Genomic DNA, 25,896 nt, shown 5'->3' with positions numbered 1-25,896 from the left:
GTGAAATTCCTGTTTTCATATCTGCTTTGTTTAATTTCCTTTCTTTGCTGTTCGCAGCAGACCGAAGATTTCAGGCTCGTTAAACAATACTACAACCAGCATCGCGCTATGCTCGGTACCGAGTTTAAAAAGAAATTTGATGCCGAAACAGACAATTTCCGAAAGGCTTCCGTGAAGAATGATTATCTGCTGTTTATGCAGAAAATGGACAGTATCGAAAATGTAGCCCTCACGGCGGTTCTCTTAAAGACTAAAAACCTGGAGGATCTTTCCCGGATTAACATAACTCCTAAAACGCCATCCGGTGAAAATGCAGCTACGCCGATTTCAGGCCCCGATAAAGTGGCAGATTATCCAGGGGGAATCAATGAACTCCGGAAAGAGGTTGCCGACCTGTTTTATCTCGAGGGTGTATATTCTGAAGTGAAAATCGTTAAAGCAGATATCGCCTTTATTGTTGAAAAAGACGGCACCATCACGAATGTTGAAGCCCGGGGAGATAATTTCACCTTTAACCGGCAGGCCGAAATTGCCCTGTACTCGGTTCCGCAAAAATTTTCACCGGCCATCGTGAACGGCACTCCCATACGATACCGGTTCCGGCTCCCTTTAACGATGAATCTTGAATAATTTTTTATGAAGAAATACTTTTCTATTCTCTCTATCTTACTATTCAGTTTTATCAGCGCGCAGCAAAGAGAAGGTTTAAAACTTATCAAAGAAAAATATGCTCCGGAATTTGAAAGTATTATTGCCAAATACGAAAGCATGGCGACTGCAAAGCTTTCGAAGAAACAAACTAAAGAACTTCAGTCACAGAAGGAAAAGGAGTTAAATTCTTTAGAGCTTAAAAGAAATGACGAATATTTAGCCGAACTTTCCAATATAAAATTGAATCCGCCTGTTATTCATTTTGATCCTAAAACTATTCAGCCACTTGATGAGAAAGGAGAAATTTCACCAAGCTATCCTACAGGAATCAACGGTTTCAAACAGGAAATCGTCGACAAATTCTGTGCAGGAAATATTAATGCTAAAGGTAAAATAAGGACTGTGGTAACCATGATTATCGAAAAAGACGGAAGCATTGTTGATGTAAAGGCCGAAGGAACGAATGGTGATTTCAACAGACAGGCAGAACTTGCAGTATATCTTACAGAGTACAAATGGGAACCTGCGAGGATAGACGGATATCCGACAAGATACAGATTTCGGCTTCCTTTTAATTTAAATTTTGATTAAAATGTTTACCGACGAATACTTTATGAAAATGGCGCTCAGCGAAGCCGAAATCGCCCTGGAAAAGGATGAAGTTCCGATCGGCTGTGTCGTGGCGTCCAACAACCGCATCATTGCACGGGCCCACAACCTTACCGAAACCCTGAACGATGTCACCGCGCATGCAGAAATGCAGGCCATCACTTCTGCCGCAAATTTCCTTGGCGGGAAATACCTGAAAAACTGTACGCTCTATGTAACCCTGGAACCCTGCGTCATGTGCTCGGGAGCCCTGTCCTGGGCGCAGATCTCAAAGGTCGTTATCGGTGCCAGAGACGAACAGCGCGGCTTTATCAACAAACACCTCACCCTTCACCCCAAAACAGAAATCATAACAGGAGTTTTAGAAAATGAATGCGCTTCCATTGTGAAAGAATTCTTTAAATCAAAGAGATGATCGTGGACGTTGAGGCTGAGGTTAAGATAATTACACTTAAAATATTACTTAAACATTGACTTCAGTTTCTACCTAAACCTTTGCCTATAAATCTTTTCCTAAAAAATACAGTCCTTTTAGCGTGTGGAGCCTGTCCATCACATGAATTTTGTCGGTCAGCGGTTTGTATACATGAGAAACGCCTCCGGTAGCTACCACAAAGCATTGGTCTTGCACTTCGTCATTGATTCTGTCGATAAAACCTTCTACCATTCCTAAAAACCCGTAGACCATCCCGCTCTGCATACAGGTAACGGTATCGAGCCCCAGTACGGTTTTCGGCTTCACCAATTCGATACTTGGAAGCTGGGCGGTCTGTGCGATCAGCGAATTCAGAGCCGTTATAATCCCTGGAGCAATAATGACCCCTAAAGTTTCCCCGTTTTCCGCAACACAACTTGCCGTAAGGGCCGTTCCGAAATCCAGCACAATTTTTTTCCGGTCGGGATACAGATGGTGTGCTGCTACGAGATTGGCATAAATGTCCGTTCCCATCTGCTTAGATTTTGCCACAACTCCGGAGGGTGTCGTCCGGTCAACAATCACGGGATCGAGATCATGAATCTTTTTAATCGCCGCATTCATCACTTTGGTAAGCGGGGGAACAACAGAACCGATGATCACTTTATGAATTTCCTTCGGCTCGATTTTATAGGTTTGATACAACATTGACATCTGAACATACAATTCATCCGGCGTTCTGTATGGCTTGGTATTGATTACCCAGGAAATATAACAGTTGTCATCATGAAAAAGACCGAATCTGATATTGCTGTTTCCTACATTGATTACAATTGAATTCATTTATTTAGCGTAAAATGGAGTCTCTAATTATTTAAGGCGATAAATTTAATGATTTTAATATAAGCGAAAACGAATTTATCCGGAATCATTTTGATGAAAGAATATCCAATATCCTATAAGAACGTGTTTCCCGGAAATGATTTATATTTCTGAAGCAGGTTTTTCTGAATTGAAACCGTTTGCCGAGCTGTATAATATATTTAGATCAAGCAACCACATCCGGATTCAAATGCCGTTAACAAACAATACAAACAGCCTGTTACAAGTAAATTGAAACTTACACTAAAGTAAAACAACATTATTTTAATTCAAATAACATTTACATAGATTACAAACACTCATGTTTTAATTAAAATGCAACTTACATTAAGGTAAAACAACATTATTTTAATTCAAATAACATTTACATAGATTACAAACACTCATGTTTTAATTAAAATACAACTTACATTACGGTAAAACAATATTATTTTAATTCAAATAACATTTACAAAGATTACAAACACTCGTGTTTTAATTAAAAATCAAAATATCTTTCAGTTAAAAACAGATGATGTATAATCAAACCAACAATACACTAAAATATTCTTTTGTGAATTTAGCCTTATAATGCAAAGATTTTGGATTTAATGACGGTCATCTTATTATTTTCAAACAAAAATCCCTGAAAAAAAACTTCAGGGATATTTTATAGATAAAGGTTTATTTAACCTCAACAATATTGTCTTCCGGATTGACGTCTGCGAGTCGCTGACTAATGTCGATTCCCATTACCGTCAGCTGAGATTTATTGTAAGGTATGGTAAGGATATACTCTTTTTGGGTCCAGGGCCAGTACGGCATTGTTTTGAATTCGCCGTAAGCATCTTTTGTTTTCCAGGTGCGGGTCATGTTGAGTGGAATCTGATAATTGATCAGCTTGTTATCTTTTGTGATGACACTAAAATCTATCGGCATCGGCACCTGACCGTTATTCACCAAAGTAATGGTGGTCGACTTTTCGCCGTACTTCACGTCTTTTATTCCGTAGTCAATGGTTTTTGTGGTATTGATCCAGTAATGGTGAAACCACTTCAGATCCATCCCGGAAACCTTCTGGGCAATATGCAGGAAATCTCTGTCGGAAGGATGTTTCAGCACCCACTGATCATAGTATTGCTTCAGGGTTTCCGCAAGGTTTTCTTCGCCCATAATATAACCCAGCTGCACCAGATACAACTCTCCCTTTATATAAGAGGCATACGTATAGGAAGTACCGTTGTCGTGGTGGTCTCCCAGCCAAACTGCCGGTTCTTCGATTCCTTTTTTGAGGAATTTTCTATACCCGTCGAGGGTTTTCACAAAAGGATTCGGAAGCTCTTTTGCCGGAGGAAACAACCGGTTCATCACAAACCCTTCCGCATAGCTTGTAAATCCTTCATCCATCCACGGACGCATCGGTTCGTTGGTGGCCAGCATCTGCTGATACCATGAGTGGGCGCCTTCATGGGCCATTAACCCCATCAATCCTTCAATGTTTTTGGCTTCTCCGAGGATCATGGTACACATGCCGTATTCCATTCCACCGTCTCCGCCCTGAATAAAGGCGTACGTAGGGTAAACGTATTTCCCGAAATGGGCATTCATCAACTGATAATATCTTACAAGATAAGGCTGGGCCTCTTCCCACACTTTGGTTTTATCATTGTTCAGATAAACCAGGTACACTTTTGGCCCTTGCGGAACATCAAAACTTTTTACGATATAATCTTTATCTGCAGCCCAGGCAAAGTCCAGGATATTTTTTGCAGTCCATTTCCAGGTGGCTTTATTTTTATCAGATTTTATTTTCGCATTCGCATCGTACCCTTTAACTTCTGCTGGATTTTCAAGAATTCCGCCTGCGCCGATAACGTAGTCTTTATTTATTTTAATGGTAACATCAAAATCGGCAAACGGGGCATGAAATTCTCTTCCGATATAGTCGAAAGTTGCCCATCCGTCGTAGTCGTATTCTGCAATTTTAGGATACCACTGAGTCATCGTCATATCGACGCCTTCCTTATTATTTCTTCCGCTTCTTCTGATCTGCTGTGGAATGACAGCATCCCATTCAAGGGTAAAAGTTGTGGATGAATTGGGTTTAATCGGTTCGGCCAGGTACACTTTCATTACCGTTTCCTGAATTTCAAACTTCAGGTTTTTCCCGTTTTGTCTGATCCAGTGGATATTTTGTGCTCCTTCCTGGTCTTTGGGAATTGATGCGAGCCTTGAAACTCCGTCTTTCTGCAACCTTCCATCGCCGTTTTTCCCCTGGGCCGCCACGCGCTGATCCATCATGGAATTTGGCTTAAAGGCATTCCAATATAAATGAAAGTATACCACATTCAATTCGTCCGGTGAATTGTTTGTATACTCTAAGGTTTGTTTGCCTTCATAGGTAAATTTTTCAGCATTTACATCGATATCCATCTTATACTTCGCATTTTGCTGATAATAAGGCCCCTGCTGTGACTGAAATTGAGAAATGATAAACGCAAACAGGATTGCAAACGATTTTTTCATTTAAAATTTTTTATTTTCCTAAAGATATGTATTTAAAATAAGAACTCAAGTGGAGTTATTGTTGAGGTTTGGATGAGATTAGCATCATCAATTATGAAATTCTCTCGCTGATTTTGCAGATTAAGCAGATTTTTTAAGTTAAAGATCCGCACAATCTGCCTGATCTGCGGGAGATATTTTAGGCACAAATAAAATCCGTGCTATTCGTGAAAATATTCGTACAATTTGTGTTTTAGCTTAAAAGCTTCCTGAAAATAACAACTCAAAAGTGGAGTTATTGTTGAGGTTTGGATGAGATTAGCATCATTAATTATGAAATTCTCTCGCTGATTTTGCAGATTAAGCAGATTTTTTAAGTCAAAGATCCGCACAATCTGCCTAATCTGCGGGAGATATTTTAGGCACAAATAAAATCCGTACTATTCGTGAAAATATTCGTGCAATCTGTGTTTTAGTTCAAAAACTTCCTGAAAATAACAACTCAAAAGTGGAGTTATTGTTGAGGTTTGGATGAGATTAGCATCATTAATTATGAAATTCTCTCGCTGATTTTGCAGATTAAGCAGATTTTTTAAGTCAAAGATCCGCACAATCTGCCTAATCTGCGGGAGATATTTTAGGCACAAATAAAATCCGTACTATTCGTGAAAATATTCGTGCAATTTGTGTTTTAGCTCAAAAGCTTCCTGAAAATAACAACTCAAATGCAGAGTTATTGTTAAGGTTTAAATGAGATTAACATCATTAGTTATAAAATTCTCTCGCTGATTTTGCAGATTAAGCAGATTTTTTAAGTTAAAGATCCGCACAATCTGCCTGATTTGCGGGAGATATTTTAGCCACAAATAAAATCCGTGCTATTCGTGAAAATATTCGTGTCATTTGTGTTTTAGCTCAAAAGCTTCCTGATCAAAGTAATTTGTCCTAAATGATAATAGCAATGCTCGATCATTCCGTCGATATTCCTTAAATAGGTACCGTATTTTTCATCAACGAACCCTTCATTCATCTTAGAATCCGGCATCTGTTCAAGCAAGGCGGCAAATCTTTCAGCATCTTTCCATAATTTATGCTTAAGGCGTTCCCACTGCTCGGGGGATTCCAACGGAGGAAGATCAAAACTGTATTTGTCTTTTATTTCGAGAGGTCCGCCTTCAAAAACGTTTATCAGTCCCGCGATATAATAATCGATATGAAAAGTAAGCATGGCGATGGTATTCATGGAACCAATCTTTTTTGTGGCCATTTCCCAGTTGACCTCAGATAGCTGATCTTTAAAATTGGTATTGGCGATCCAAAAACCATCCAGCAAAACTTCCCTGAATCTTCCGGCTAATTGTAAAGTGGTACTCATTTGTTTATTTTTTTAAAGATAATTATTTTTCTACTTCTGTCGGTTTATCTAAAGAAATCAAAGATCTCACTGATTTACAGAGATGATTGTGCATATTTAATAATAAATTTAGCACATCTCTAATTCAATCTATGAAACTCCTGAAAAATAAAATCCTCAAGGACTTTGAAGTCCTGAAGGATTAATTTTGAATATGATTTCCAATTATTTTTTAACAGAAATTTCTTTTTTCCCGCTTTGTAAGATTTTTTCGAGGATCCTTAAAGTGATCAGGTAAGTCGGCTTCACTCCTGTCAGTCCCAGACCGCCGGAAGAAAGCGTACTTCCTGTTTCCAGAGGATTATCGGAGGCATAGTAGGCATACATTACAAAAAGATCGGGAGTAATATGGTGCCTAATTTTAGACGCTACCTGGATCGCTTTCTGATAATGTGCCCCTTCCATTTCCAGCCCGATGGCTTTCCAGGAAGTATTCATAAAATAAGAAAGGATATCTCTGTTCTGAAGAGACGTTCCCAATACGGTAATCATCGGCCCTTCGAAAGCCTGTAATTCATCATCCCTGAAATCCTCAAGCTTAAGAGCATTTTCAAAAGGATAGTTGTCGGCCGTTCCTTCAAAGATGTGAGAGGTCGGAATCATGATATCGCCTTTTCCACCGGCAAGAATTCCGGCTTTCCCCATAATCGATACCGATTTCACCTTCATCATATACACTTCTCCTTTGTGTTCGAAAGGCCTCAGCAGCTCATCCATGACCTCGAAAGCCTGCTCTCCGAAGGCGTAATCAAAAACCATAATCACATCGTCTCCTCCAAATTTAATATCCTGGAACGGCGTGTTTTTAAGATTGGTTTTGCTGAGATCGATGATCTGCACGTCGATATTGCTGCCACTCTTATCATTAATGTAGATCATGCCTTCGTCCAAAGCGTATTTGGAAACTTTGTCGCGAAGCTCTTTTTTGTCAGAAATATCTCCGTATAGCTTATAATCTACTTTATGGTCTTTTTTCTTAAGGGCCTCATTGGCATAAAGCATATTTTTCACAGAATGCATATTGGCCGAAATAATATGAAGCGGTCGCATATGAAGATCATTTTCATACAGCACTTCTTTCACTTTATTGGCCCATTTTTCACCAAAATAGTGATGCCCTACTCTTTCCTTTAGAATAGCACTGAAATGAATTTCGCGTTCTCTGGTCTGTTTTGCATCTTCAAGGCTTACTTTTGCCAGGTTATAGATGATTTTAAACAGGCGGTCCGGATTGCTGTCTTCACCGAAAGTATTGTAGGCATCTAAAGTTTCATCAAAAGTTCTTCCTATTAAAGATGAAAGATGGATGAGTGCCACTTCTTTTTCCTTTCTGCTGAATTTTTTTTCACCTTTCACCACCTCTTCGATGATCTTAAAAGCCCGCGTAGGTTTCCAGTTTTCGTCCTGAGTGAATGCCAGGTCTCTGATTTTATCAGCCTCGATGAATAAAAACGTTAAATGGGTCAGAATATCATAGATTTCCGAACGGCCCAGAAGGACTTCGATGTTCATCTGGTGTTCATCGATCCTGTAGCAGTTTCTTCTTCTCTTTTTGGGAACAATAGGCTCGAAACTTCCTTTATCAAAACCTTCATCCGAGGTAAGATGAATAAAGGCACATTCTTCGATTCCTTCAGGAAGCCTGTCGAGTACATACATCAGTCCGTTCAGCTCCAGTTTACTCGGCACATTCATGCTTCCGTAAATTTCCGGGTTGATGGTCTTTAACAAACTTCTTATCGTTTCTCCCGAAACACCGGCAGGTTTAAAAAAACCTCTGTAAAAGAGGTGTCTCATAGAAATATATAATCTTTCAATGGCTTCCGTTGTTTCTCTTGCTCTGGAATTTGTCATACAATAAATTTCACACAAATATACAAAATATCGGCCTAAATTATTTTAAGTGTCTTTTAATAAATGGCTTAACATAATATAAAATTTGCCTGATCATAAAGACAAATAATAACTTCAAATAGGTATTCACAGCCTGTTATTATCACAATTGATATCTTTATATTCTGTTTAAATCAGAATGACATTCATTAATTTTTGTTTAATAATAAGATTAATGAAAACATATCGGTAGATCATTAAAAATAAATGAAAAAATTCATCAAACGTATGATATAAATTTATAAATTGTGCTTCAGATATCAGCAGGTTCTAGCTTTTTCATAGAAAAATTCGAAAAACTAATACTTTTTTGAATTCAATTTTAAAAACACCCCTTTTAAAAACTAAATTCCCGTTTAATTTTTTGTTAATTTCCATAATACCCCTTAATTTTTTAGGGTTAAAATTTTTTCTGTTCATTTTTTTCGTAAATTTGCATCGTAAAAATCAAACCTAATATGTCAACTTTAAGATTCAAAGCGTTAGAAACTTTACCATTTAAGGACTTTAGAAGAGATAATTCCGTTGAAGTTCCTTTGAAATTATCAGAATTATTCTGTCAGAATGTTTTCTCTGAAGAAACGATGAGAGAATATCTGACTAAAGAAGCATTCAATTCCATTATGGATGCGGTAAAAAAAGGGACTAAAATCCAAAGACACATTGCAGACCAGGTAGCGGTAGCCATGAAAGACTGGGCGATGAGCAAAGGCGTAACCCACTACACACACTGGTTCCAGCCCCTTACAGGAAGCACTGCAGAGAAGCACGATTCATTCTTCACGCCGATCGAAGGAGGAAGAGCAATCGAAAGGTTCAGCGGGAATTTATTGATCCAGCAGGAGCCGGATGCGTCTTCTTTCCCGAATGGAGGTATCAGAAACACTTTTGAAGCGAGAGGTTACACAGCCTGGGACCCTACGTCACCGGCATTTATCATGGGAACGACTTTATGTATTCCTTCCATTTTCATCTCTTATACCGGAGAAACTTTAGATTATAAAGCCCCTCTTTTAAGAGCATTGAACGCTGTGGACGAAGCCGCAACCAATGTGATGCAGTATTTCGATAAAAACGTAACAAAGGTAACGCCGACACTGGGTTGGGAACAGGAATATTTCCTGGTAGATTCAGCATTGTTCCAGTCTCGTCCGGACCTTGTTTTAACGGGTAAAACCTTGCTGGGACATTCTCCTGCCAAAGGACAGCAGCTGGATGACCATTATTTCGGTTCAATTCCTACGAGAGTCATGAATTTCATGAAAGAGCTTGAAGTTGAATGTATGAAATTGGGAATTCCTGTAACGACAAGACACAACGAGGTAGCACCGAATCAGTTTGAGCTGGCGCCGATGTTTGAAGAAGTAAACGTTGCCGTAGACCACAACTCTTTACTAATGGATGTTATGGCAAGAATTGCTCACAGACACCATTTCCATATTTTATTCCACGAAAAACCTTTTGCAGGCGTAAACGGAAGCGGAAAACACAACAACTGGTCATTGGCGACCGATACCGGTGAAAACCTGTTAAGCCCTGGAAAAAATCCTAAGAAGAACTTACAGTTCCTTACCTTCTTTGTTAATACGATTAAAGCCGTTCACGAATATGCCGACCTTTTAAGAGCAAGCATCGCTTCGGCAAGTAATGACCACAGACTCGGAGCCAACGAAGCGCCGCCGGCAATTATTTCCGTATTCATCGGAAGCCAGCTGTTCAGAGTATTGGAAGAGCTGGAAAAAGTAAAGGAAGGAAAACTTTCCCCGGATGAAAAAACAGATTTAAAACTGAATGTTGTAGGGAAAATTCCTGAAATCCTGTTGGACAACACCGACAGAAACAGAACTTCTCCGTTTGCATTTACCGGAAATAAATTTGAGATCAGAGCGGTAGGTTCTTCCGCAAACTGCGCAGAATCGATGACCGTAATGAACACGATCGCAGCAAAACAGCTTCGTGATTTCAAAAAAGAAGTAGATGCTTTAATTGAAAAAGGTTTAAAGAAAGACGAAGCAATCTTCAACATCTTAAGAGAATACATCAAACAATGTAAAAACATCATGTTTGAAGGCGACGGATATTCTGACGACTGGGCTAAAGAAGCAGAAAAGAGAGGTTTAAACAATTTAAAAACCACTCCTGAAGCTCTTAAGCAGGAAATGGACGAGAAATTCCTGGCACTTTACGAAGAAATGGGAATTTTCACGCACAGAGAAGTTGAAGCAAGAAATGAAATCAAATTAGAAAAATATTCAACGGTTATTGATATTGAAGCAAGAGTATTAAGTGATATTGCAAGAAATCACATTATTCCTTCTGCTCTAAATTATCAGAACAGACTGATTGAAAACGTAAAAGGTCTTAAAGATATTTTCGGAGAGAATGAGTTCAAGTCTTTAGCAAAAGAACAAATGAGCCTGATCACCAGTATTTCTGAAAATGTATCTAAAATTAAATTAGGCGTAGAAGATCTTATCGCAGCAAGAGAAGAGGCAAAATCTGTTTCTGAAAGCCAAAAACAGGCGGAAGACTACTGCAATAAAGTGAAACCATTATTTGACGTGATCAGAGAGGCATCTGACGCTCTTGAGATGATGGTAGACGATGAACTTTGGCCTATGACCAAATACAGAGAAATGTTATTTACAAAATAACATTTGTAAAGTTCCATATTAGTTAAACGCTCCGGTACAAGATGGTATCGGAGCGTTTTTTTACTTAAAACCATTTTATTATTTTAATGATATGATTGAAAATCAATAGAATTACATGTAAAGTACAGATTAGAAATTTAATTGTAAAAATTAGAGTTATTATTTAATTCATACCATTGCGATAGAAATACAAAATAACTTTGTTAAAGAATCTTAATAAAAAAAACCGCAGATTCACCAAAAACAGGCGGCTGCGGTTTATTTTTCTTTAACATACTTAAACAATATGTTAAATTGTGTTAAAAACAGAACTCAACAATAACCATATCAGAGTCCTTTTAGCTGGAATACATATTTTTGTAATGCTTTTGAAAAATACTATTCCTTTTAACACGGTAATCAAATATATATGAAGAAAAGAGTTTTGTTTTATTTTGTTGCTTTAGTTTCTACAGTATCGTTACAATCGTGTGTTACCAACTACGTAGTTTCAAAACCAGCAACTTACGCTAAAGAATACAAAACAGATGCCAAACTGGCCTCTATTGACACCCACAAAATGGAGCAGGATAAACAACAGCTTATCAACTCCTTCTTAGCAGAAAAGGCTGCCTCTTTAGCCAACGCTAAAAATTCTATTAAAAATTCTGAGATTGCCAAAGCAATCATGCACAATAAAACCATCGACAATATTTTAACAGAAGCGCAGACTTATATCGGGACGCCTTACCGCTATGGAGGAATGACCAGAAACGGGATCGACTGTTCAGCTTTTGTTCTTTCAGTTTTTGGGGCTGCAGCGGGACTTAGCTTACCGAGAGTAGCCGCGTCACAGTCTCAGGAAGGAGAAAGAGTAGAAAAAGAAAACCTTCAGAAAGGAGATCTTATTTTCTTTTCTCACGGAAGAAGAATTTCTCACGTTGGTATTGTAGAAAGTGTAGATGAAAACGGAGAAGTAAAATTCATTCATGCTGCCACATCAAAAGGGGTCATGATTTCTTCACTTAATGATTCTTACTGGGGTCCAAAGTACAGATTCGGAAAAAGAATCATCAATGAAAACGGAGAAGCCATTAATAACCTGGCTGCAACGACACCGGCATCAAACGGAACAAGTTTTTAATTTTAAATAATTGATTTAAATAACGAAACCATCACATCCTGATGGTTTTTTTATTTTTATGTGTATTTTGTTGTCTTCAGTCTTTCAATCAAAGCTCTGCTACTATAAGATTAGCTGTTTTTATCGATATCAATATCGAAAGTATGCAAGAGCCCATAAATTTCAGAAAGTGAAAATCTGGCCTTTTTAAGCCTGTTTCGGGAAGGATCTATTGCGTAATGTACCGATGTTCTAAAATCTGCCTTTTCAATGTTGGTATGGTCGAAGACAGCACTGGATAAATCGCATTTTTTAAATACAGCATTCGATAAATTACACTCGGAAAAATCCACTTCATGCAGAATACAGTTCTTAAAAACCGTTTTCTTCACTGTAGTTTTATAAAACACGGAATTATTCAGTAAACATCCTTCAAAGCTGAATGCCATTCCGAATTCGTTACATTCGCTGAACTGAAGCCCAAACATTTTACACTCTTTAAAATGAACTTCACGAAATGCCGTGGATGAAAGTTTCGCCATGCTAAGATTGCATTCTTTAAATTCACAATCATTAAAGCTGAAGCCTGACAGATCAGCATATTCAAAATTGCACTGGTGAAATGTGCAATTTTCATATTCGCCTTTTTGAATCTGGGAAATACCGACATTTTCAAAAGTCTGATCTAAAATGTATGCTTCTTTCATAAAAAACTAAAGATTTTAGGTAAAGTTCACGCCGACCTTACAGATTGAGCAGATTTTTCATTGTAAATAAAAGCTGAAGTAAGTAAGATAATCTTACAATTAATCTTTTATACTAGACTGTTTTTATCCGAGTAATTGAGTTTAAAGAAAATAAAGGTCATGATTGAAAAGGCCAGCAAAGAACTGCCGCCGTAACTAAAATAAGGCAAAGGTATTCCGACCGTTGGAAAAAGCCCCATAACCATCCCTAAATTGATGGTAAAGTGCATTAATAGAATCGAGGCAAAGCAGTATCCAAAAACACGATTAAATCCTGATTTCTGCTGCTCTGCAAGATAATAGATCCTTCCGATGAAGATCATGTAACATAATATCAACAGGGCGCTGCCTGCAAATCCCCATTCTTCGCCTACAGTACAGAAAATATAATCAGTCTCCTGCTCCGGTACAAATTTTCCCTGGGTAACGGAACCTTCACGGTAACCTTTCCCCCAAAGCCCTCCCGAGCCTATGGCCGTTTTCGAATACAGCAAATTATATCCCGAAGTATCCCTGAAAGCCTTCTCTCCTTTGTAAAGAACTTCAATTCTTTCTCGCTGGTGCTTCGGCAATTTTTCCAGAATATAAGGAGATCCGAATGCCAGCCCGCAAAGCAGTACCACAGAGCCTGCAATTCCTGAGATGGAAATAATATTCCAGGACATTTTGTAATAATTCATGGCAATCCATCCTCCCACAATAACAACAATGGCAAGGGCAACCCAAATCGGATTAACCGCCAGTGAAATCAGAAAAACACCTGCAAAAAGAAATCCTATGCCAAATAACAACCCGCTCATGCCTTCACGGTACAAAGCGATAAAAAAGGCAATAAACACCAGCATAGAACCTACGTCCGGGATAGCAAGAACGACCACTGCGGGAATGCCCACAATAGCCAGCGTGGTTAAAAGTGATTTCCTGTTTTTTAAATTAAATTCAGGTCCTGAAACGTAGTTGGAAAGCATCAGGGCAGTACCAATTTTGGCAAACTCTACCGGCTGCATGGTAAAACTTCCGAACTTGTACCAGTTTTTCTGGCCGAGAATTTCTTTTCCGAAAGGAAAAAGACCAATGAGCAACAGGACACCACCAATGTAGATGATCCCCGACATATTCTCAAAAAACTTACTCCTGCCGATAAAAATAACGAGACCGACGAACACTGAAATGCAGAAGAAAACCAACTGTTTTTCTCCTAATTTCTGATCTACGCTGTAAATATTTGCAATGGCAAAAGCACAAAGCAGGAAATATAAGCCAAGACCTAATTTATCTATCCCTTCTGCCCATTTCATTGCTTAACCGGTTTTGTTTTTTGTGAATTTTTTTTCTCGTCGTCTATTTTTTTCTGCATTTTAGCCTTCTGCTCTTTTACCAGTTTTAAGCTATCCTGAATTCTTTGCTGCTTTATAGAATCCTCGCTTGGCTTGTATAAGCCTTTACGCTTAAGATCCGCAATCCACTGTCTTTTATATTCAGGCATAAAACTGGAGGTCACCATTTTTTTGTAAAGATGCTCACGTTTGATATCTCCCGTGATATATTTTTCAGCAATAACTGTCGCTGCAGGTCCTGCCCACGTAGCTCCAAATCCTGCGTGCTCCATCACTGCAGCCACAACGATTTTAGGTTTATCCGCAGGCGCGATCAACACAAAAATTGAATTATCTTTCCCCTGAGGAACCTGTGCAGTCCCCGTTTTGGCGAGCTGCGTAAAATCACTTGATTTCAGACCCCGTGCCGTTCCATTCAGAACCACGGCTTCCATACCTTTGAGTACAGGACCGAAATATTTTTGATCAACGAGGGTCTGATGCTTCTTTTTAAATCTTGGATCAGGATTCGGTTTTCCGTCAATTGCTTTCACAATATGAGGGGTATAGTACCAGCCTCTATTAGCGATAGCCGAAACATAATTGGCAAGCTGAAGCGGTGTCACCAATACATCTCCCTGTCCCATTCCGTTGTAGATGGCACCGGTAGACATCTCATCCCAGTTTTTAAAATCCGTTCTCTTGGAGCCGCTGGCTTTCATGATGGCTTTAAACCTGTTTTCGTAAAAGTCACCCGATGGAATTCTACCTCGCGCCCCTACAGCAAAATCGTTATTTAAAAATTCGCCAACCCCAAAACTGCTCATGATTTTCTTCCACTCGTCGACACCCCTGGAAGGATTTCCCGGGTATTTCTTAATGATGGCAATAAATGCATACGTGAAAAAACAGTTGCTGGAAACCTGAATAGAAGGAATCAACGGGTCTGCACCACCATGTCCTTTAATTCTTTTTCCTTTATAATAGAACCCGCCGCCACATGGAAAAATAGTCTTTTCATCCATTACACCCATCTGCATGGCCGCTAAGGCAGTAAGCAATTTGAAGGTAGATCCCGGAGGATAGGCTGCCTGCAAAGCCCTGTCGAAGGTCGGTTTATTTTCATAGATGGTATCTTTCGATAATGCATACAGGTTTTTAGACTTATTAGGTCCGGTAAAAAGATTAGGATCGATATCCGGGCCCGTTGCGGCTACCAGAACTTCACCGTTGTTGGGATCAATCGCTACAATCGCGCCGTGTTTGTTGACCATCATTTCTTCTGCAATTCTCTGAAGATCATAATCTATGGTGAGGGTAATATCTTTCCCGGTCACCACATCTTTATCCAGAGAACCGTTTTTATAAGGACCCACATTCCGCAATTTAATATCTTTCTGAATATACTTCATTCCTTTTATCCCGCGGAGCTCTTTTTCGTAGGCTTTTTCAATTCCTGTCTTACCGATGAAATCTCCCGGCAGATAATAGGCAGAATCTTTTTTTATTTCACGTTCATTGACTTCACTGGTGTATCCTAAGAGATTTCCGGATGTTGAAACTTCGTACTGACGCTGAGGCCTTGAAACAATACTGAACGCCGGATATTTAAATATAATTTCCTGAACCCTGGCAATATCTTCCCTGCTGAGATTCTTCATGAACGTCATTGGAGTAAGCTTAGAATAGTACTTTTCCTTCTTAATGGCATCAATGGTTTTAATAAAATCATTTTTAGAGATCTTCATTAAACTGCAAAACGCCAGAGTATCGAAATCAGGCCGCATGAGAGCCTGGGTAAAGGAGATTTCATAGGCAGGCTGGTTTCCTACCATAATTTTACCGTTCCTGTCGAAAATAACGCCACGTTGAGGAATAACGTATTCTATTTTTATGGAAGTGTTGGCCGCATTAAGGGCGTATCTGTCGGTAAAAAGCTGTAAATAAGCAAGCCTCGCTACAAAAATGGCAGCGATAACAATGATAACGGAAAAAATTTTTAAATAACGTGTGTTCAAACTTTTTGTTTGATTTTAAATATTAATGCATAAATAACTATAAATATAAACGAAATTACACTCGTTATCAATACATTAAACAATATTTCAAAAAATCTACTCAGCTTAAAGAATTCTATATATTGTACTAAAAGCTGGTGTAAAAAGATACTCGTGAATAAGAACAGCAAAAATTGAGCCCACTGCAGCGACTGAAAAGAGAAAAAATCGGTGGAAGTATCTGTAGAAGTTCTGAAAATCAAGGTTCTGAAATAGGCGATCAGCGTTGTTGCAAAAGCATTGATTCCCCATGAATATAGGAATGCATCGACCGACAGGCCTATCAGAAAACTTAGAGCCAAAAACTGGAATTTATTTCTGAAGAAAGGATAAAACATAACGAATACAGGATATAGTACCGGCGTATATTTTCCGAAAAGAGTAATCCGGTTCAATACAAATATTTGTAAGGCAACCAGAAAAATCATGATCAATATGTCGGTAAATAAAGTCCTGCTAATCATTTTCCTTTTTTATTACAGATTGCATGGTATCCTGAATTTTTTGCACTTCAGCTTTTTTAAGATTTTTCACGACGTATACTTTACTTAAAGCGCCCATTTTTTCGCTTAGCTCAACTGAAATGTCCCAGAATCCTGTTTTGTTATCTACCGAATAACCTGCGATGGTCCCGATCATTACCCCTTTAGGAAAAATAGCGGATTTTCCGTCGGTGACTACCGTGTCTCCCACTTTCAGGGCAACATACTTCGGAATATCAGCCAGGTGCATTACCCGTGAATTATCGCCGTTCCAGGTAAGCGTCCCGAAATACCCCGAGTTTTTCAACGCTGCATTGATCCTGATTTTATTTACACTCAACACCGATTGTACCAAAGCGTAACTGTCTGTAGAATTAATGACAATTCCCGCAATCCCTTTAGGAGCCATTACGCCCATTTGCGGAAATACACCATCCCTGCGGCCTCTGTTTATCGTAAAATAATTATTTCTCCGGTTGATGCTGTTGAAAACGATTTCACCATCCACAAAAGTATAGATCTGTCCGCCTCCCAGCGTATCGTGAACTTTTCTGAACTGAGGATTTTTTGCCCCCTGTTTTCCGTAAAGTTCTACCATCAGAGCCTTATTCTGAGCCACAAGATCTTCATTGATCTGTTTTAGTTTAAGATAAGAAACCCCTTCATCAATATATCCCGAAACCCATGAGTTGAACGCAGCAGATTGTCCCGCGATCCAGGATTGCTGCATGGCATTTTTAGAGAATATCAGAATCAGAGCAATAATTTGCAGAAATATAAAGAAGACAAAAAGTGCATTCTTCGAAAATAATCTCAGCAAAAATCCCATTCAGATATGTGTCGTAAAAAAGTTAGAATTATTTTATTAAGAAATTGAATTTATCCATATTCTTAAGTGCGATCCCCGTACCACGTACTACTGCTCTCAAAGGATCTTCTGCAACAAACACAGGAAGTCCTGTTTTTTTGTGCAGCCTGTCTGCAAGACCTCTCAGCAAAGCACCTCCACCTGCTAAATAGATACCTGTTTTGTAAATATCGGCAGCCAATTCCGGTGGTGTCAGAGAAAGCGTTTCCATAACAGCATCTTCGATTCTGATGATGGATTTGTCTAAAGCTCTTGCGATCTCTTTGTAGCCAACCATGATTTCCTTAGGTTTTCCCGTGATAAGGTCTCTACCCTGTACCGGAATATCTTCAATATCAACATCAAGATCTTCAACGGCGGAACCTACTTCGATTTTAATTCTTTCGGCAGTTCTTTCACCAATATAAAGGTTATGATGCGTTCTTAAGTAATAAGCAATATCATTGGTGAATACGTCACCTGCAATTTTCACGGATTTATCACAAACGATACCACCCAAAGCTACAACAGCAATTTCCGTAGTACCTCCACCTATGTCGATGATCATATTTCCTTCCGGCTTCTGTACGTCGATACCAACGCCTATAGCCGCAGCCATCGGTTCATAGATCAGACGAACTTCTTTGGCATTTACTTTCTGTGCCGAGTCCCGTACCGCTCTTTTCTCCACTTCCGTAATTCCGGAAGGGATACAGATTACGATTCTCAGTGCCGGCTGAATGAATTTACCTTTGATTCCGGGAATCTTCTTGATAAATTCCTTGATCATGTGTTCAGAAGCATGGAAGTCGGCAATCACTCCGTCTTTCAACGGACGGATGGTCTTGATATCCTCGTGAGTTTTACCCTGCATATGCTTTGCCTGTTCGCCGACCGCGATCGGTCTTCCTGTCGAACGTTCAATGGCAACAATTGAAGGCTGATCTATAACAATTTTATTATTATGGATGATAAGGGTATTGGCGGTACCCAAGTCTATCGCAATCTCTTGCGTAAACATATCGAATAAACTCATACTTTTACTTCTGATTTTTTAAAGAGTTACAAAGATATAAATTTAAGACGTCTAAAGAAATTTAACGAGAAGTTTATTTGGTTAAAATTTTATTAAAATTTATAATCACTTATTAACTTTTACTTTAAGTATTTACAGACTTTGATTTAAACCAGATTTAAGATAACCCGCACCACAAGAGCGATAACAAAACACTTGTTAGTTCCCGGCTGTGTATTAATTTTAAGTTTAAAAAAGAATGCTCATTTATTTAACAATAAAACTCAATCAATCCTATTTAAAACAAGGTCTTCATCTTCGGCTTATTATTTAGAATCATCCCAAAATAGTTTTTCACGATAATTATCATATACATTTTCAGAAAGCGCTTTATCAAAAAATACGTAAATTTGCCCCGCTTATGTTACAGTATTCCAACATACATCAGACCTCTAATTTTGCCGTACTTTCCATCAGTTATGAAAAGGCTGATGTGGAAACGAGAGGTAAATTTGCATTTTTTGACGAAAACATCAAAAACTTTGTCACCCGCATTCACAACGAAGATCTAGGGGATGCCTTTGTTGTTTCCACCTGTAACAGAACCGAAATCTATACCACTTCGCCCAATTATCTTTTAGTGGCTGAGGAATACTGTAAAACCATCGGGGTAAACCTTATGGATTTTCTTCAATTTGCCAATATCCTTACAAAAGAGGAAGCTTTAATTCACCTTTTCAGAGTTGCCGCAGGACTCGAAAGCCAGATCATCGGTGATTTTGAGATTATCGGACAGATTAAAAAAGCATATAGCCGATTCAGAAAAGAAAGACAGAATTCCAATCCTTACCTGGAAAGAGCGATCAATGCGGCCATTCAGATTTCAAAAAGAATCAAAAATGAAACCGGAATTTCCAATGGGGCAGCTTCGGTTTCTTATGCGGCGGTACATTATATTTTAAATAATCAGAAAAGACTTACGGAAAAGAATATCCTTCTTTTGGGCGTTGGTGAAATAGGGCAAAACACGGTTGAAAACCTCGTAAAACACGTCTATCAGCCTAAAATTAAAATTGCCAACAGAACACAGGAAACAGCCGAAAAGATTTCCGAAAAATATCACATCCCCCATATCGACTATGCGGAATTCGATCAGGAACTGAAACAGACCGACATTTTGATTGTTGCCACCGGCGCCAGACATCCGATCGTCAACAAATCCCACTTTCCGAACGGAAAAGAAACACTGGTAATCGACCTTTCTATCCCAAATAATGTGGATAAAGACGTTACCGATAATAAAAATGTAACCTTAATTGATGTTGATGAACTTTCCAAGCAGATTCAGGAAACGATTCAACAGCGGGAAAAAGAGATCCCAAAAGCTGAACAGATCATCAAAGAACTGATGAAAGACTTCCTGGAGTGGGAAAAAAAGAGGAAGCTGGCTCCCAACATTCATCATTTCAAAGCCGTTCTAAAGAACATGGAACGCAATGAAATGCACAATTTTTACAAAAAAAATAAATATATAAACATCACGGACATGGAACTTTCCGACAAGATGATTCAGAAAATCACCAACCGTTTTGCAAAATATATCATCGATAATCCGTTAAAAGCCGAAGAAATTAGTAAATTAATGCACGAAATATTAGTTGAACAACCAAACAACGAATTCAATGAAAAGCATTAGAATCGGAACCCGGAATTCCGCATTGGCACTTTGGCAGGCAAGGGAAGTTGCGAGGCACCTTCAGAACAGCAATTATTTAACAGAAATTGTACCCATCGTCTCTTCGGGCGACAAAAACCTTCATCAGCCGCTTTACGCTCTCGGAATCACCGGCGTTTTCACCAGAGACCTTGATATCGCTTTACTGAACGACGAGATCGATATTGCCGTACATTCCCTGAAAGACGTACCGACCAATCTTCCGGAAAACCTTGAGATTGTCGCTTACTTGGAAAGAGATCATCCTCAGGATGTTTTAATAAGAAAAGAATCTGCAAAAGATAAAGAATTCCATGAACTTAAACTTGCCACCAGCAGTTTAAGGAGAAGGGCCTTCTGGCTTAAAAATTTTCCGAATGCTGAATTTTCAGACATACGTGGTAACATCCAGACGAGACTGAAAAAGCTGGAAGAAGGCGATTTTGACGCAACCATTCTTTCTTTAGCCGGAATCAAAAGAATGAAAATGGATATCGATTATGAGATGATCCCTTTCATGATTCCCGCACCCTCACAGGGTGTTATTGCCGTTGCAGGCCGTTCAGACAAAAAAGAAATCAATGAAATTCTTAGCAGCATCAATCATAAGCCTACCCAGATCTGTGTAGAAATGGAAAGAAACTTCCTGAATACGTTAGAAGGAGGCTGTACGGCACCGATCGGTGCTTTTGCTGAAATTTTTGACAATCAGATCCGTTTTAAAGCAGCCCTGTGCTCATTGGACGGCAAAAGCTGCATTGCTACCGACGAAAACTTCGTTTACAATGAAGAAGAAAACTTCGGAAAGAAGTTTGCCAACCTGGTCCTGGAGAACGGAGGCAAGGAGTTAATGGCTGAGATTAAAGATCAGATTTAAAAATTCCATTATTCAACTTTAAGCTTTGCGCCTAAAATGAAAATCTTATTTACCAAAAATATAGACCGCAATATGATATCCAAAGAATTGGGAGATGATATTGCGGTTGATTGCATTGAGGTAATCCGAACAAAACTTTTACCGGTAAAACCCTTCGCGCTGAAAGATAAATCGCTGATCTTCACTAGCACAAACGGTGTGGATTCGTTTTTTAAAAACGGATTCGTTCCCAATGAAGATTTTACCGCCAAAAACTACAACAAGATCTACTGTGTCGGCGAAAAAACAAAAAAAGAAGTAAGAAAACATGGTTTTGGAACTTTTAAAGTATTAAAAAACGCAGATACGCTCTCCAAATTCATCACCGGTAAGTGCCAGCATGAGAATTTCCTGCATTTCTGCGGGAATCTGGCCATCAGCGTTCTGGATCAGGATCTTCCATTACAGAATATCAAATATAAAAAAGTAGTGGTCTACACGACGGAAGAAATCAATCCGCAGATTCCTGAAAAATATCATGCGGCCGTGTTTTTTAGTCCGAGCGGAGTTCGTAGTTTTGCAAAGCAGAATTCTCTGGAAGGAATGAAACTGATCTCCATTGGTGAAACCACTTCCCGCGAGCTCAGAAAATACACTTCAGAAAACGTTTTAACTTCGGAAGGGAACAATCTTTTATCCGTCCTGAAACTGATACGGAAAGAGGTTTTAAACAAAGACTGATGTATAATTGTTCACTGGCAACAGTGCTATTTATTAGATTATGATTAAAAACGACCTATATTTAAAAGCTCTTCGCGGAGAAACCGTAGAAAGACCACCCGTTTGGATGATGAGACAGGCAGGAAGATATTTGCCGGAATTCATCGCGCTTCGCGACAAATACGATTTCTTCACCAGATGCCAGACCCCTGAGCTTGCCTCTGAGATTACGGTGCAGCCGATCCGAAGATTTCCTCTGGATGCGGCTATTCTTTTCTCGGACATTCTGGTAGTTCCGCAGGCCATGGGAATTGATTTTAAAATGAAGGAATCCGTAGGGCCTTGGCTGGATAATCCGATCAGAACAATGGAACAGGTACAGAATGTGGCCGTTCCTGATGTAAACGATACCCTGGGATACGTTTTTGATGCTATTGAACTTACTTTACAGAAATTAGACAATGAAATTCCATTGATCGGGTTTGCAGGATCTCCATGGACCATTCTTTGCTACTGTGTGGAAGGAAAAGGAAGTAAAGCTTTTGACATTGCCAAATCTTTCTGTTTCCAACAGCCTGAAGCCGCTCATTTATTATTGCAGAAAATTACAGATACAACTATTGCTTATCTGAAGAGAAAAGTAGAAAAAGGCGTTTCCGCTGTTCAGGTCTTCGATTCCTGGGGAGGAATGCTTTCTCCTGCAGATTACCAGGAGTTCTCATGGAAATATATTAACCAGATCGTTGAAGCCTTAAGCCCGCTTACACACGTGGTGGTTTTTGGAAAAGGATGCTGGTTTGCCCTGGAAGATATGGCACAATCTCCTGTTTCCGCTTTGGGTGTTGACTGGACCATAAAGCCGGAATTTGCCAGAACGCTTACCAATCATACGATGACCCTTCAGGGAAATTTCGATCCTGCAAGACTGCATTCAACGCCTGAAACGATCAAAAAGATGGTGACTGAAATGATCAACCGTTTCGGAAAAGACCGTTATATTGCCAATCTAGGCCACGGAATTTTACCGAATATCCCGGTGGAAAACGCAGAAGCGTTCATCAGAGCGGTAGTAGATTGGAAACCGACGTTGTAAATATCATAAACAGTTCATAACATTTATAGGCTTTTACAGACTCAAAATACTCTCCCTTCCACACCCTGGAAGGGAATTTTAATTTAAAATATTTTTTATACATTTGATTACCAAATATTTCTAAGATGGATATTCAAACTAGAAAATTAAACTTTATAGAAAATTTCCTTAAGCTTCAAAGTGAGGAAGCGATCGCTCAGTTTGAAAAACTAATGACAAAGACCCAAACAGCAGACACAAAGAATGAATTTCAGCCATTGACCGTGGATGAATTGAACGAAAGAATTTCTAAGTCTGAGGAAGACTTTAAAAATAAAAAATTTAAAACAACAAATGAACTGCTTTCAAAGTATTAATGGAATATGAAGTAGTCTGGTCAGAATTTTCTGAAAAACAAATTGATGAGATTTTTAATTATTACCAGCAAACATCCCAAAGCTATCATGTTGCCTTGAAAATCGTGACAAAAATTCTTTTGGCTCCTGACAAATTGAAGAATAATCCTAAAATAGGTCAGAAAGAATTTTTACTGCAGCAGCGTACTATTACGTATCATTACCTTGTAGAATCTAATTACAAAATCATTTATTCCATTGACGAAGAAAATTGTCATATTAAAATTGCGGATGTTTTTGACACGAGACAGAATCCCGAAAAAATAAAAAGAGAAAAATAAACCCCTTTCAAAGCTTGAAAGGGGTTTTTATAGCGTTATTAAGTATTTATTTTAACTTAAATCAACCGTTATACCGTAATCGTTTCTGCCGGCTTCGAAATCTGGTCTGCAAAATACTGCTCCAGCTCTTTCAGGGTTTCAGGATTTGTCTGGATATCTTTTACCAGCAGTCCTTTATTCACCACAACAATTCGGTTGCAGACCTCCGTCGTATGCGAAAGATCGTGGCTCGAGATCAGGAAGGTCACACCATCCTGCTTTGATAATTCTTTTATTAAATTTTTCAGCTTGATCTGTGTCGACGGGTCCAGGTTGGCAAAAGGCTCATCAAGGATAATGATTTCGGGGTTTCCGAGAATAGCGCCTACAATCCCTACTTTTTTCTGGTTTCCTTTTGAAAGGTCGCGTACATATTTTCCTGAATTTAAAATCTCTCCATTAAAAAGGTCATGGAACTGCTTGAGAAACTCATCCACGGAAGCTTTATTCTGCCCTCTCAGTTCGCCGATGAAATAGAAATACTCTTCCGGTGTAAGATACCCGATCAGGAAAGAATCGTCTACGAATGCAGAAACTTTGTTTTTCCATGCTTCGGATTCGTTTACTTTTATGCCGTCGATGCTCACAAATCCGGTGGTCGCCTGGATAAGATCCAGCATCAGGCTGAATAATGTTGTTTTTCCCGCGCCATTATTCCCTACCAACCCGAAGGTTTCGCCGTTAGGAATTTCAAGATGTTCTATATTTAAAACGGTTGCTTTTCCGTATGTTTTTGATAAATTCTGTATTGTAATCATATTTAGTCTTTGTTTTTGAATGCTTCCAGGGTACTGTATTTTTCTACCTTATAATGTTTAACGATAATATTGAAGATTTTTTCGCGCAAAAGAAATCCGATCAGCCCTAAAATGGCTACACTCACTACGGCCGCTTCAATACCGAATGAATACTGTACGATCGCGAATACCACCATCGGCAGAAACATTTTAGGAATCAGCAGAAGAAGAGACTTCAGATTAAAGCTGTTTTTCTGCCCGAATCTTTTTTCTTTAGAATTAAGATCGATCTGCATTTTATTGAAAGCGCCCGACCATAAGGTAAACTGTGAGTTGACACCGATGTTATAAAGTCCCGCCGCAAAGAAAGTAAGATACATATTCCACCCGAAATAGGCATAGCAAAGTGCCAGGATTATGGATACGGCGGTCACGATATTCATCAGCCACCATTTTGCTTTCAGGTATTCTTTATATGGCACATTAAGGGTCATCATCAGCGGATAATAAGAGCTGTCGAACGCAGGCACCCTCTGTCCGAAAAGAAACTGAAATCCTCCGGTTACAAAAAGTCCCATAAACATCGTCATGGCCGGAGTTTTGTAGATTGGCGACGTGAACATCAGCATTCCGTAAAAAAGAAACATCAGACTTCCCCAGATGATCCCTTTGGTCACCTTATTTCTTTTCAGCATTTTAACATCATTGTTGATGAAGGTTCCGATCGCCCCGTATTTATTAAGGAACTCGATATTTTCGGTTTTCCCGACGGTCTTTTTCGCTTCAAGCCCTTCGTCAAGATAAAATACCTTTCTGATGTGGTTATAGCACAGCTTCCATAAGGAAATAAATAACATCAAAGGAACGACGGCGAAATACGGACGCGCATAGAAATTATAAAATATTCTTTCGGAATAATCCAGAACCGGAATGATCTCGTAGTATGCAAGTCCCGCGACCACCACGATAAGACTTCCTATAGCAACCGCAATCTTTTCTTTGTCGTTGAAAAGAATGTTGATAAAATTATTCATGTAAAACAGCAGAGAGGCACCTACAAGCCATCCCAGGACGTGAATGATACTATATCTGTTGAAAATAGCGATTATGGAAAAGGTTACAAAAAACAGGGAATTGAGCCAGCTGAATGCGGATAAGAATGTTTTCGCAAACATATAGTTGACCAATGTTTTCTTCGGAATATTCAGCGTAAGAAACGGCTTTATATTCTGTGTCGGCATTTCCTGCCAGATATATTTTAAAATAAGATCAAAAGCCCAGCCTGCAATGAGGAAGCGGGATACCGTTTTCAGGGGATCAAGATGCATTTCTTCCTGAATATAGAAAAAGGCACCGAATGCCCCGCCAACGAGACACGCCATAAAATAGAGGATCCCGATAAACCTGAGAATCTTCATGGCGAGATTGATCCCTAAAGAACTCCCGCGAAAAAAACTCTTAATTTCAAGCCTGAGAAATTTTAAAAACATAATT

Annotated in this window: 23 protein-coding genes; 11 read left to right on the top strand and 12 right to left on the bottom strand. The window is 39.0% G+C overall.

All coding sequences use genetic code 11. The annotated features are described in order from the left end of the window. Genes AC0N32_RS02635 through AC0N32_RS02625 form a run of 3 tightly spaced genes read left to right on the top strand, consistent with a single transcriptional unit; the run spans position 1 to position 1,675 of the window. On the top strand, positions 1-630 hold the full coding sequence (locus AC0N32_RS02635) for an energy transducer TonB (protein ID WP_476392320.1): 630 nt from the start codon (positions 1-3) through the stop codon (positions 628-630). 6 nt (positions 631-636) lie between these two features. After that, positions 637-1,242 carry an energy transducer TonB gene (locus AC0N32_RS02630; RefSeq protein ID WP_476392319.1) on the top strand — a complete coding sequence of 202 codons (606 nt, stop codon included), beginning with the start codon at positions 637-639 and terminating at the stop codon, positions 1,240-1,242. A 1-nt stretch (position 1,243) separates the two neighbouring features. Continuing rightward, a complete protein-coding gene (locus AC0N32_RS02625; RefSeq protein ID WP_476392318.1) occupies positions 1,244-1,675 on the top strand; it encodes a nucleoside deaminase in 432 nt (143 codons plus the stop codon). Between the two features lie 84 nt (positions 1,676-1,759). On the opposite strand, the gene AC0N32_RS02620 is transcribed toward AC0N32_RS02625, so the two are convergent. The 4 genes from AC0N32_RS02620 to AC0N32_RS02605 form a co-directional block, all read right to left on the bottom strand. Beyond that, entirely contained in the window at positions 1,760-2,518 is a 759-nt protein-coding gene (locus tag AC0N32_RS02620) for a type III pantothenate kinase (RefSeq protein ID WP_476392317.1), read from the bottom strand. A gap of 702 nt (positions 2,519-3,220) precedes the next feature. Beyond that, positions 3,221-5,062: a M1 family metallopeptidase gene (locus AC0N32_RS02615; protein ID WP_476392316.1), complete on the bottom strand. Its 1,842-nt coding sequence runs from the start codon at positions 5,060-5,062 to the stop codon at positions 3,221-3,223. 889 nt (positions 5,063-5,951) lie between these two features. Beyond that, complete coding sequence (locus AC0N32_RS02610) at positions 5,952-6,416, bottom strand: DUF1572 domain-containing protein (protein WP_476392315.1); 465 nt, start codon at positions 6,414-6,416, stop codon at positions 5,952-5,954. A gap of 204 nt (positions 6,417-6,620) precedes the next feature. Continuing rightward, complete coding sequence (locus AC0N32_RS02605) at positions 6,621-8,309, bottom strand: DUF6909 family protein (RefSeq protein ID WP_476392314.1); 1,689 nt, start codon at positions 8,307-8,309, stop codon at positions 6,621-6,623. Between the two features lie 497 nt (positions 8,310-8,806). Between AC0N32_RS02605 and AC0N32_RS02600 the strand changes: the two genes are divergently transcribed. Together AC0N32_RS02600 and AC0N32_RS02595 are read left to right on the top strand one after the other, a co-directional pair. Then, entirely contained in the window at positions 8,807-11,002 is a 2,196-nt protein-coding gene (locus AC0N32_RS02600; protein WP_476392313.1) for a glutamine synthetase III family protein, read from the top strand. Between the two features lie 409 nt (positions 11,003-11,411). After that, positions 11,412-12,125 (top strand): C40 family peptidase, encoded by a 714-nt coding sequence (locus tag AC0N32_RS02595; protein ID WP_476392312.1) that lies wholly within the window; start codon positions 11,412-11,414, stop codon positions 12,123-12,125. Positions 12,126-12,235: 110 nt separating this feature from the next. Here AC0N32_RS02595 and AC0N32_RS02590 read toward each other — a convergent pair whose 3' ends face one another. The 6 genes from AC0N32_RS02590 to AC0N32_RS02565 form a co-directional block, all read right to left on the bottom strand. Beyond that, positions 12,236-12,811: a pentapeptide repeat-containing protein gene (locus AC0N32_RS02590; protein ID WP_476392311.1), complete on the bottom strand. Its 576-nt coding sequence runs from the start codon at positions 12,809-12,811 to the stop codon at positions 12,236-12,238. 107 nt (positions 12,812-12,918) lie between these two features. Continuing rightward, positions 12,919-14,148, bottom strand: coding sequence for a rod shape-determining protein RodA (rodA, locus tag AC0N32_RS02585; RefSeq protein ID WP_476392310.1), 1,230 nt, complete (start codon positions 14,146-14,148; stop codon positions 12,919-12,921). Beyond that, positions 14,145-16,184 carry a peptidoglycan D,D-transpeptidase FtsI family protein gene (locus AC0N32_RS02580; protein ID WP_476392309.1) on the bottom strand — a complete coding sequence of 680 codons (2,040 nt, stop codon included), beginning with the start codon at positions 16,182-16,184 and terminating at the stop codon, positions 14,145-14,147. Before AC0N32_RS02580 ends, rodA begins: the two co-directional genes overlap by 4 nt. Beyond that, entirely contained in the window at positions 16,181-16,687 is a 507-nt protein-coding gene (locus AC0N32_RS02575) for a rod shape-determining protein MreD (RefSeq protein WP_476392308.1), read from the bottom strand. The genes AC0N32_RS02580 and AC0N32_RS02575 overlap by 4 nt, the downstream gene beginning before the upstream one ends. After that, complete coding sequence (gene mreC / locus AC0N32_RS02570; RefSeq protein WP_476392307.1) at positions 16,680-17,534, bottom strand: rod shape-determining protein MreC; 855 nt, start codon at positions 17,532-17,534, stop codon at positions 16,680-16,682. The genes AC0N32_RS02575 and mreC overlap by 8 nt, the downstream gene beginning before the upstream one ends. Positions 17,535-17,562: 28 nt before the next feature. Beyond that, positions 17,563-18,588 (bottom strand): rod shape-determining protein, encoded by a 1,026-nt coding sequence (locus AC0N32_RS02565; RefSeq protein ID WP_027381028.1) that lies wholly within the window; start codon positions 18,586-18,588, stop codon positions 17,563-17,565. A gap of 400 nt (positions 18,589-18,988) precedes the next feature. Here AC0N32_RS02565 and hemA point away from each other — a divergent pair, with 400 nt between their 5' ends. The 6 genes from hemA (at position 18,989) to AC0N32_RS02535 (ending at position 23,626) form a co-directional block, all read left to right on the top strand. Further along, a complete protein-coding gene (gene hemA, locus AC0N32_RS02560; protein ID WP_476392306.1) occupies positions 18,989-20,263 on the top strand; it encodes a glutamyl-tRNA reductase in 1,275 nt (424 codons plus the stop codon). Then, complete coding sequence (gene hemC / locus AC0N32_RS02555) at positions 20,250-21,158, top strand: hydroxymethylbilane synthase (protein WP_476392305.1); 909 nt, start codon at positions 20,250-20,252, stop codon at positions 21,156-21,158. The genes hemA and hemC overlap by 14 nt, the downstream gene beginning before the upstream one ends. A 36-nt stretch (positions 21,159-21,194) precedes the next feature. Then, positions 21,195-21,878: a uroporphyrinogen-III synthase gene (locus AC0N32_RS02550; protein ID WP_476392304.1), complete on the top strand. Its 684-nt coding sequence runs from the start codon at positions 21,195-21,197 to the stop codon at positions 21,876-21,878. A 40-nt stretch (positions 21,879-21,918) separates the two neighbouring features. Next, positions 21,919-22,950, top strand: a complete 1,032-nt coding sequence (gene hemE, locus AC0N32_RS02545; protein ID WP_476392303.1) for a uroporphyrinogen decarboxylase — start codon at positions 21,919-21,921, stop codon at positions 22,948-22,950. Positions 22,951-23,075: 125 nt separating this feature from the next. Then, a complete protein-coding gene (locus tag AC0N32_RS02540; protein WP_476392302.1) occupies positions 23,076-23,306 on the top strand; it encodes a hypothetical protein in 231 nt (76 codons plus the stop codon). Beyond that, positions 23,306-23,626, top strand: coding sequence for a type II toxin-antitoxin system RelE/ParE family toxin (locus AC0N32_RS02535; protein ID WP_476392301.1), 321 nt, complete (start codon positions 23,306-23,308; stop codon positions 23,624-23,626). Before AC0N32_RS02540 ends, AC0N32_RS02535 begins: the two co-directional genes overlap by 1 nt. A gap of 68 nt (positions 23,627-23,694) precedes the next feature. Here the strand turns inward: AC0N32_RS02535 and AC0N32_RS02530 are convergent, their stop codons facing one another. Both AC0N32_RS02530 and AC0N32_RS02525 read right to left on the bottom strand, forming a co-directional pair. Beyond that, positions 23,695-24,423, bottom strand: coding sequence for an ABC transporter ATP-binding protein (locus AC0N32_RS02530; RefSeq protein WP_476392300.1), 729 nt, complete (start codon positions 24,421-24,423; stop codon positions 23,695-23,697). 2 nt (positions 24,424-24,425) lie between these two features. Then, on the bottom strand, positions 24,426-25,892 hold the full coding sequence (locus AC0N32_RS02525; RefSeq protein WP_476392299.1) for a DUF5687 family protein: 1,467 nt from the start codon (positions 25,890-25,892) through the stop codon (positions 24,426-24,428). Positions 25,893-25,896 lie beyond the last annotated feature (4 nt).

The organism is Chryseobacterium endophyticum, from assembly GCF_056333165.1.
This window is presented reverse-complemented; position numbering and strand designations above follow the sequence as displayed.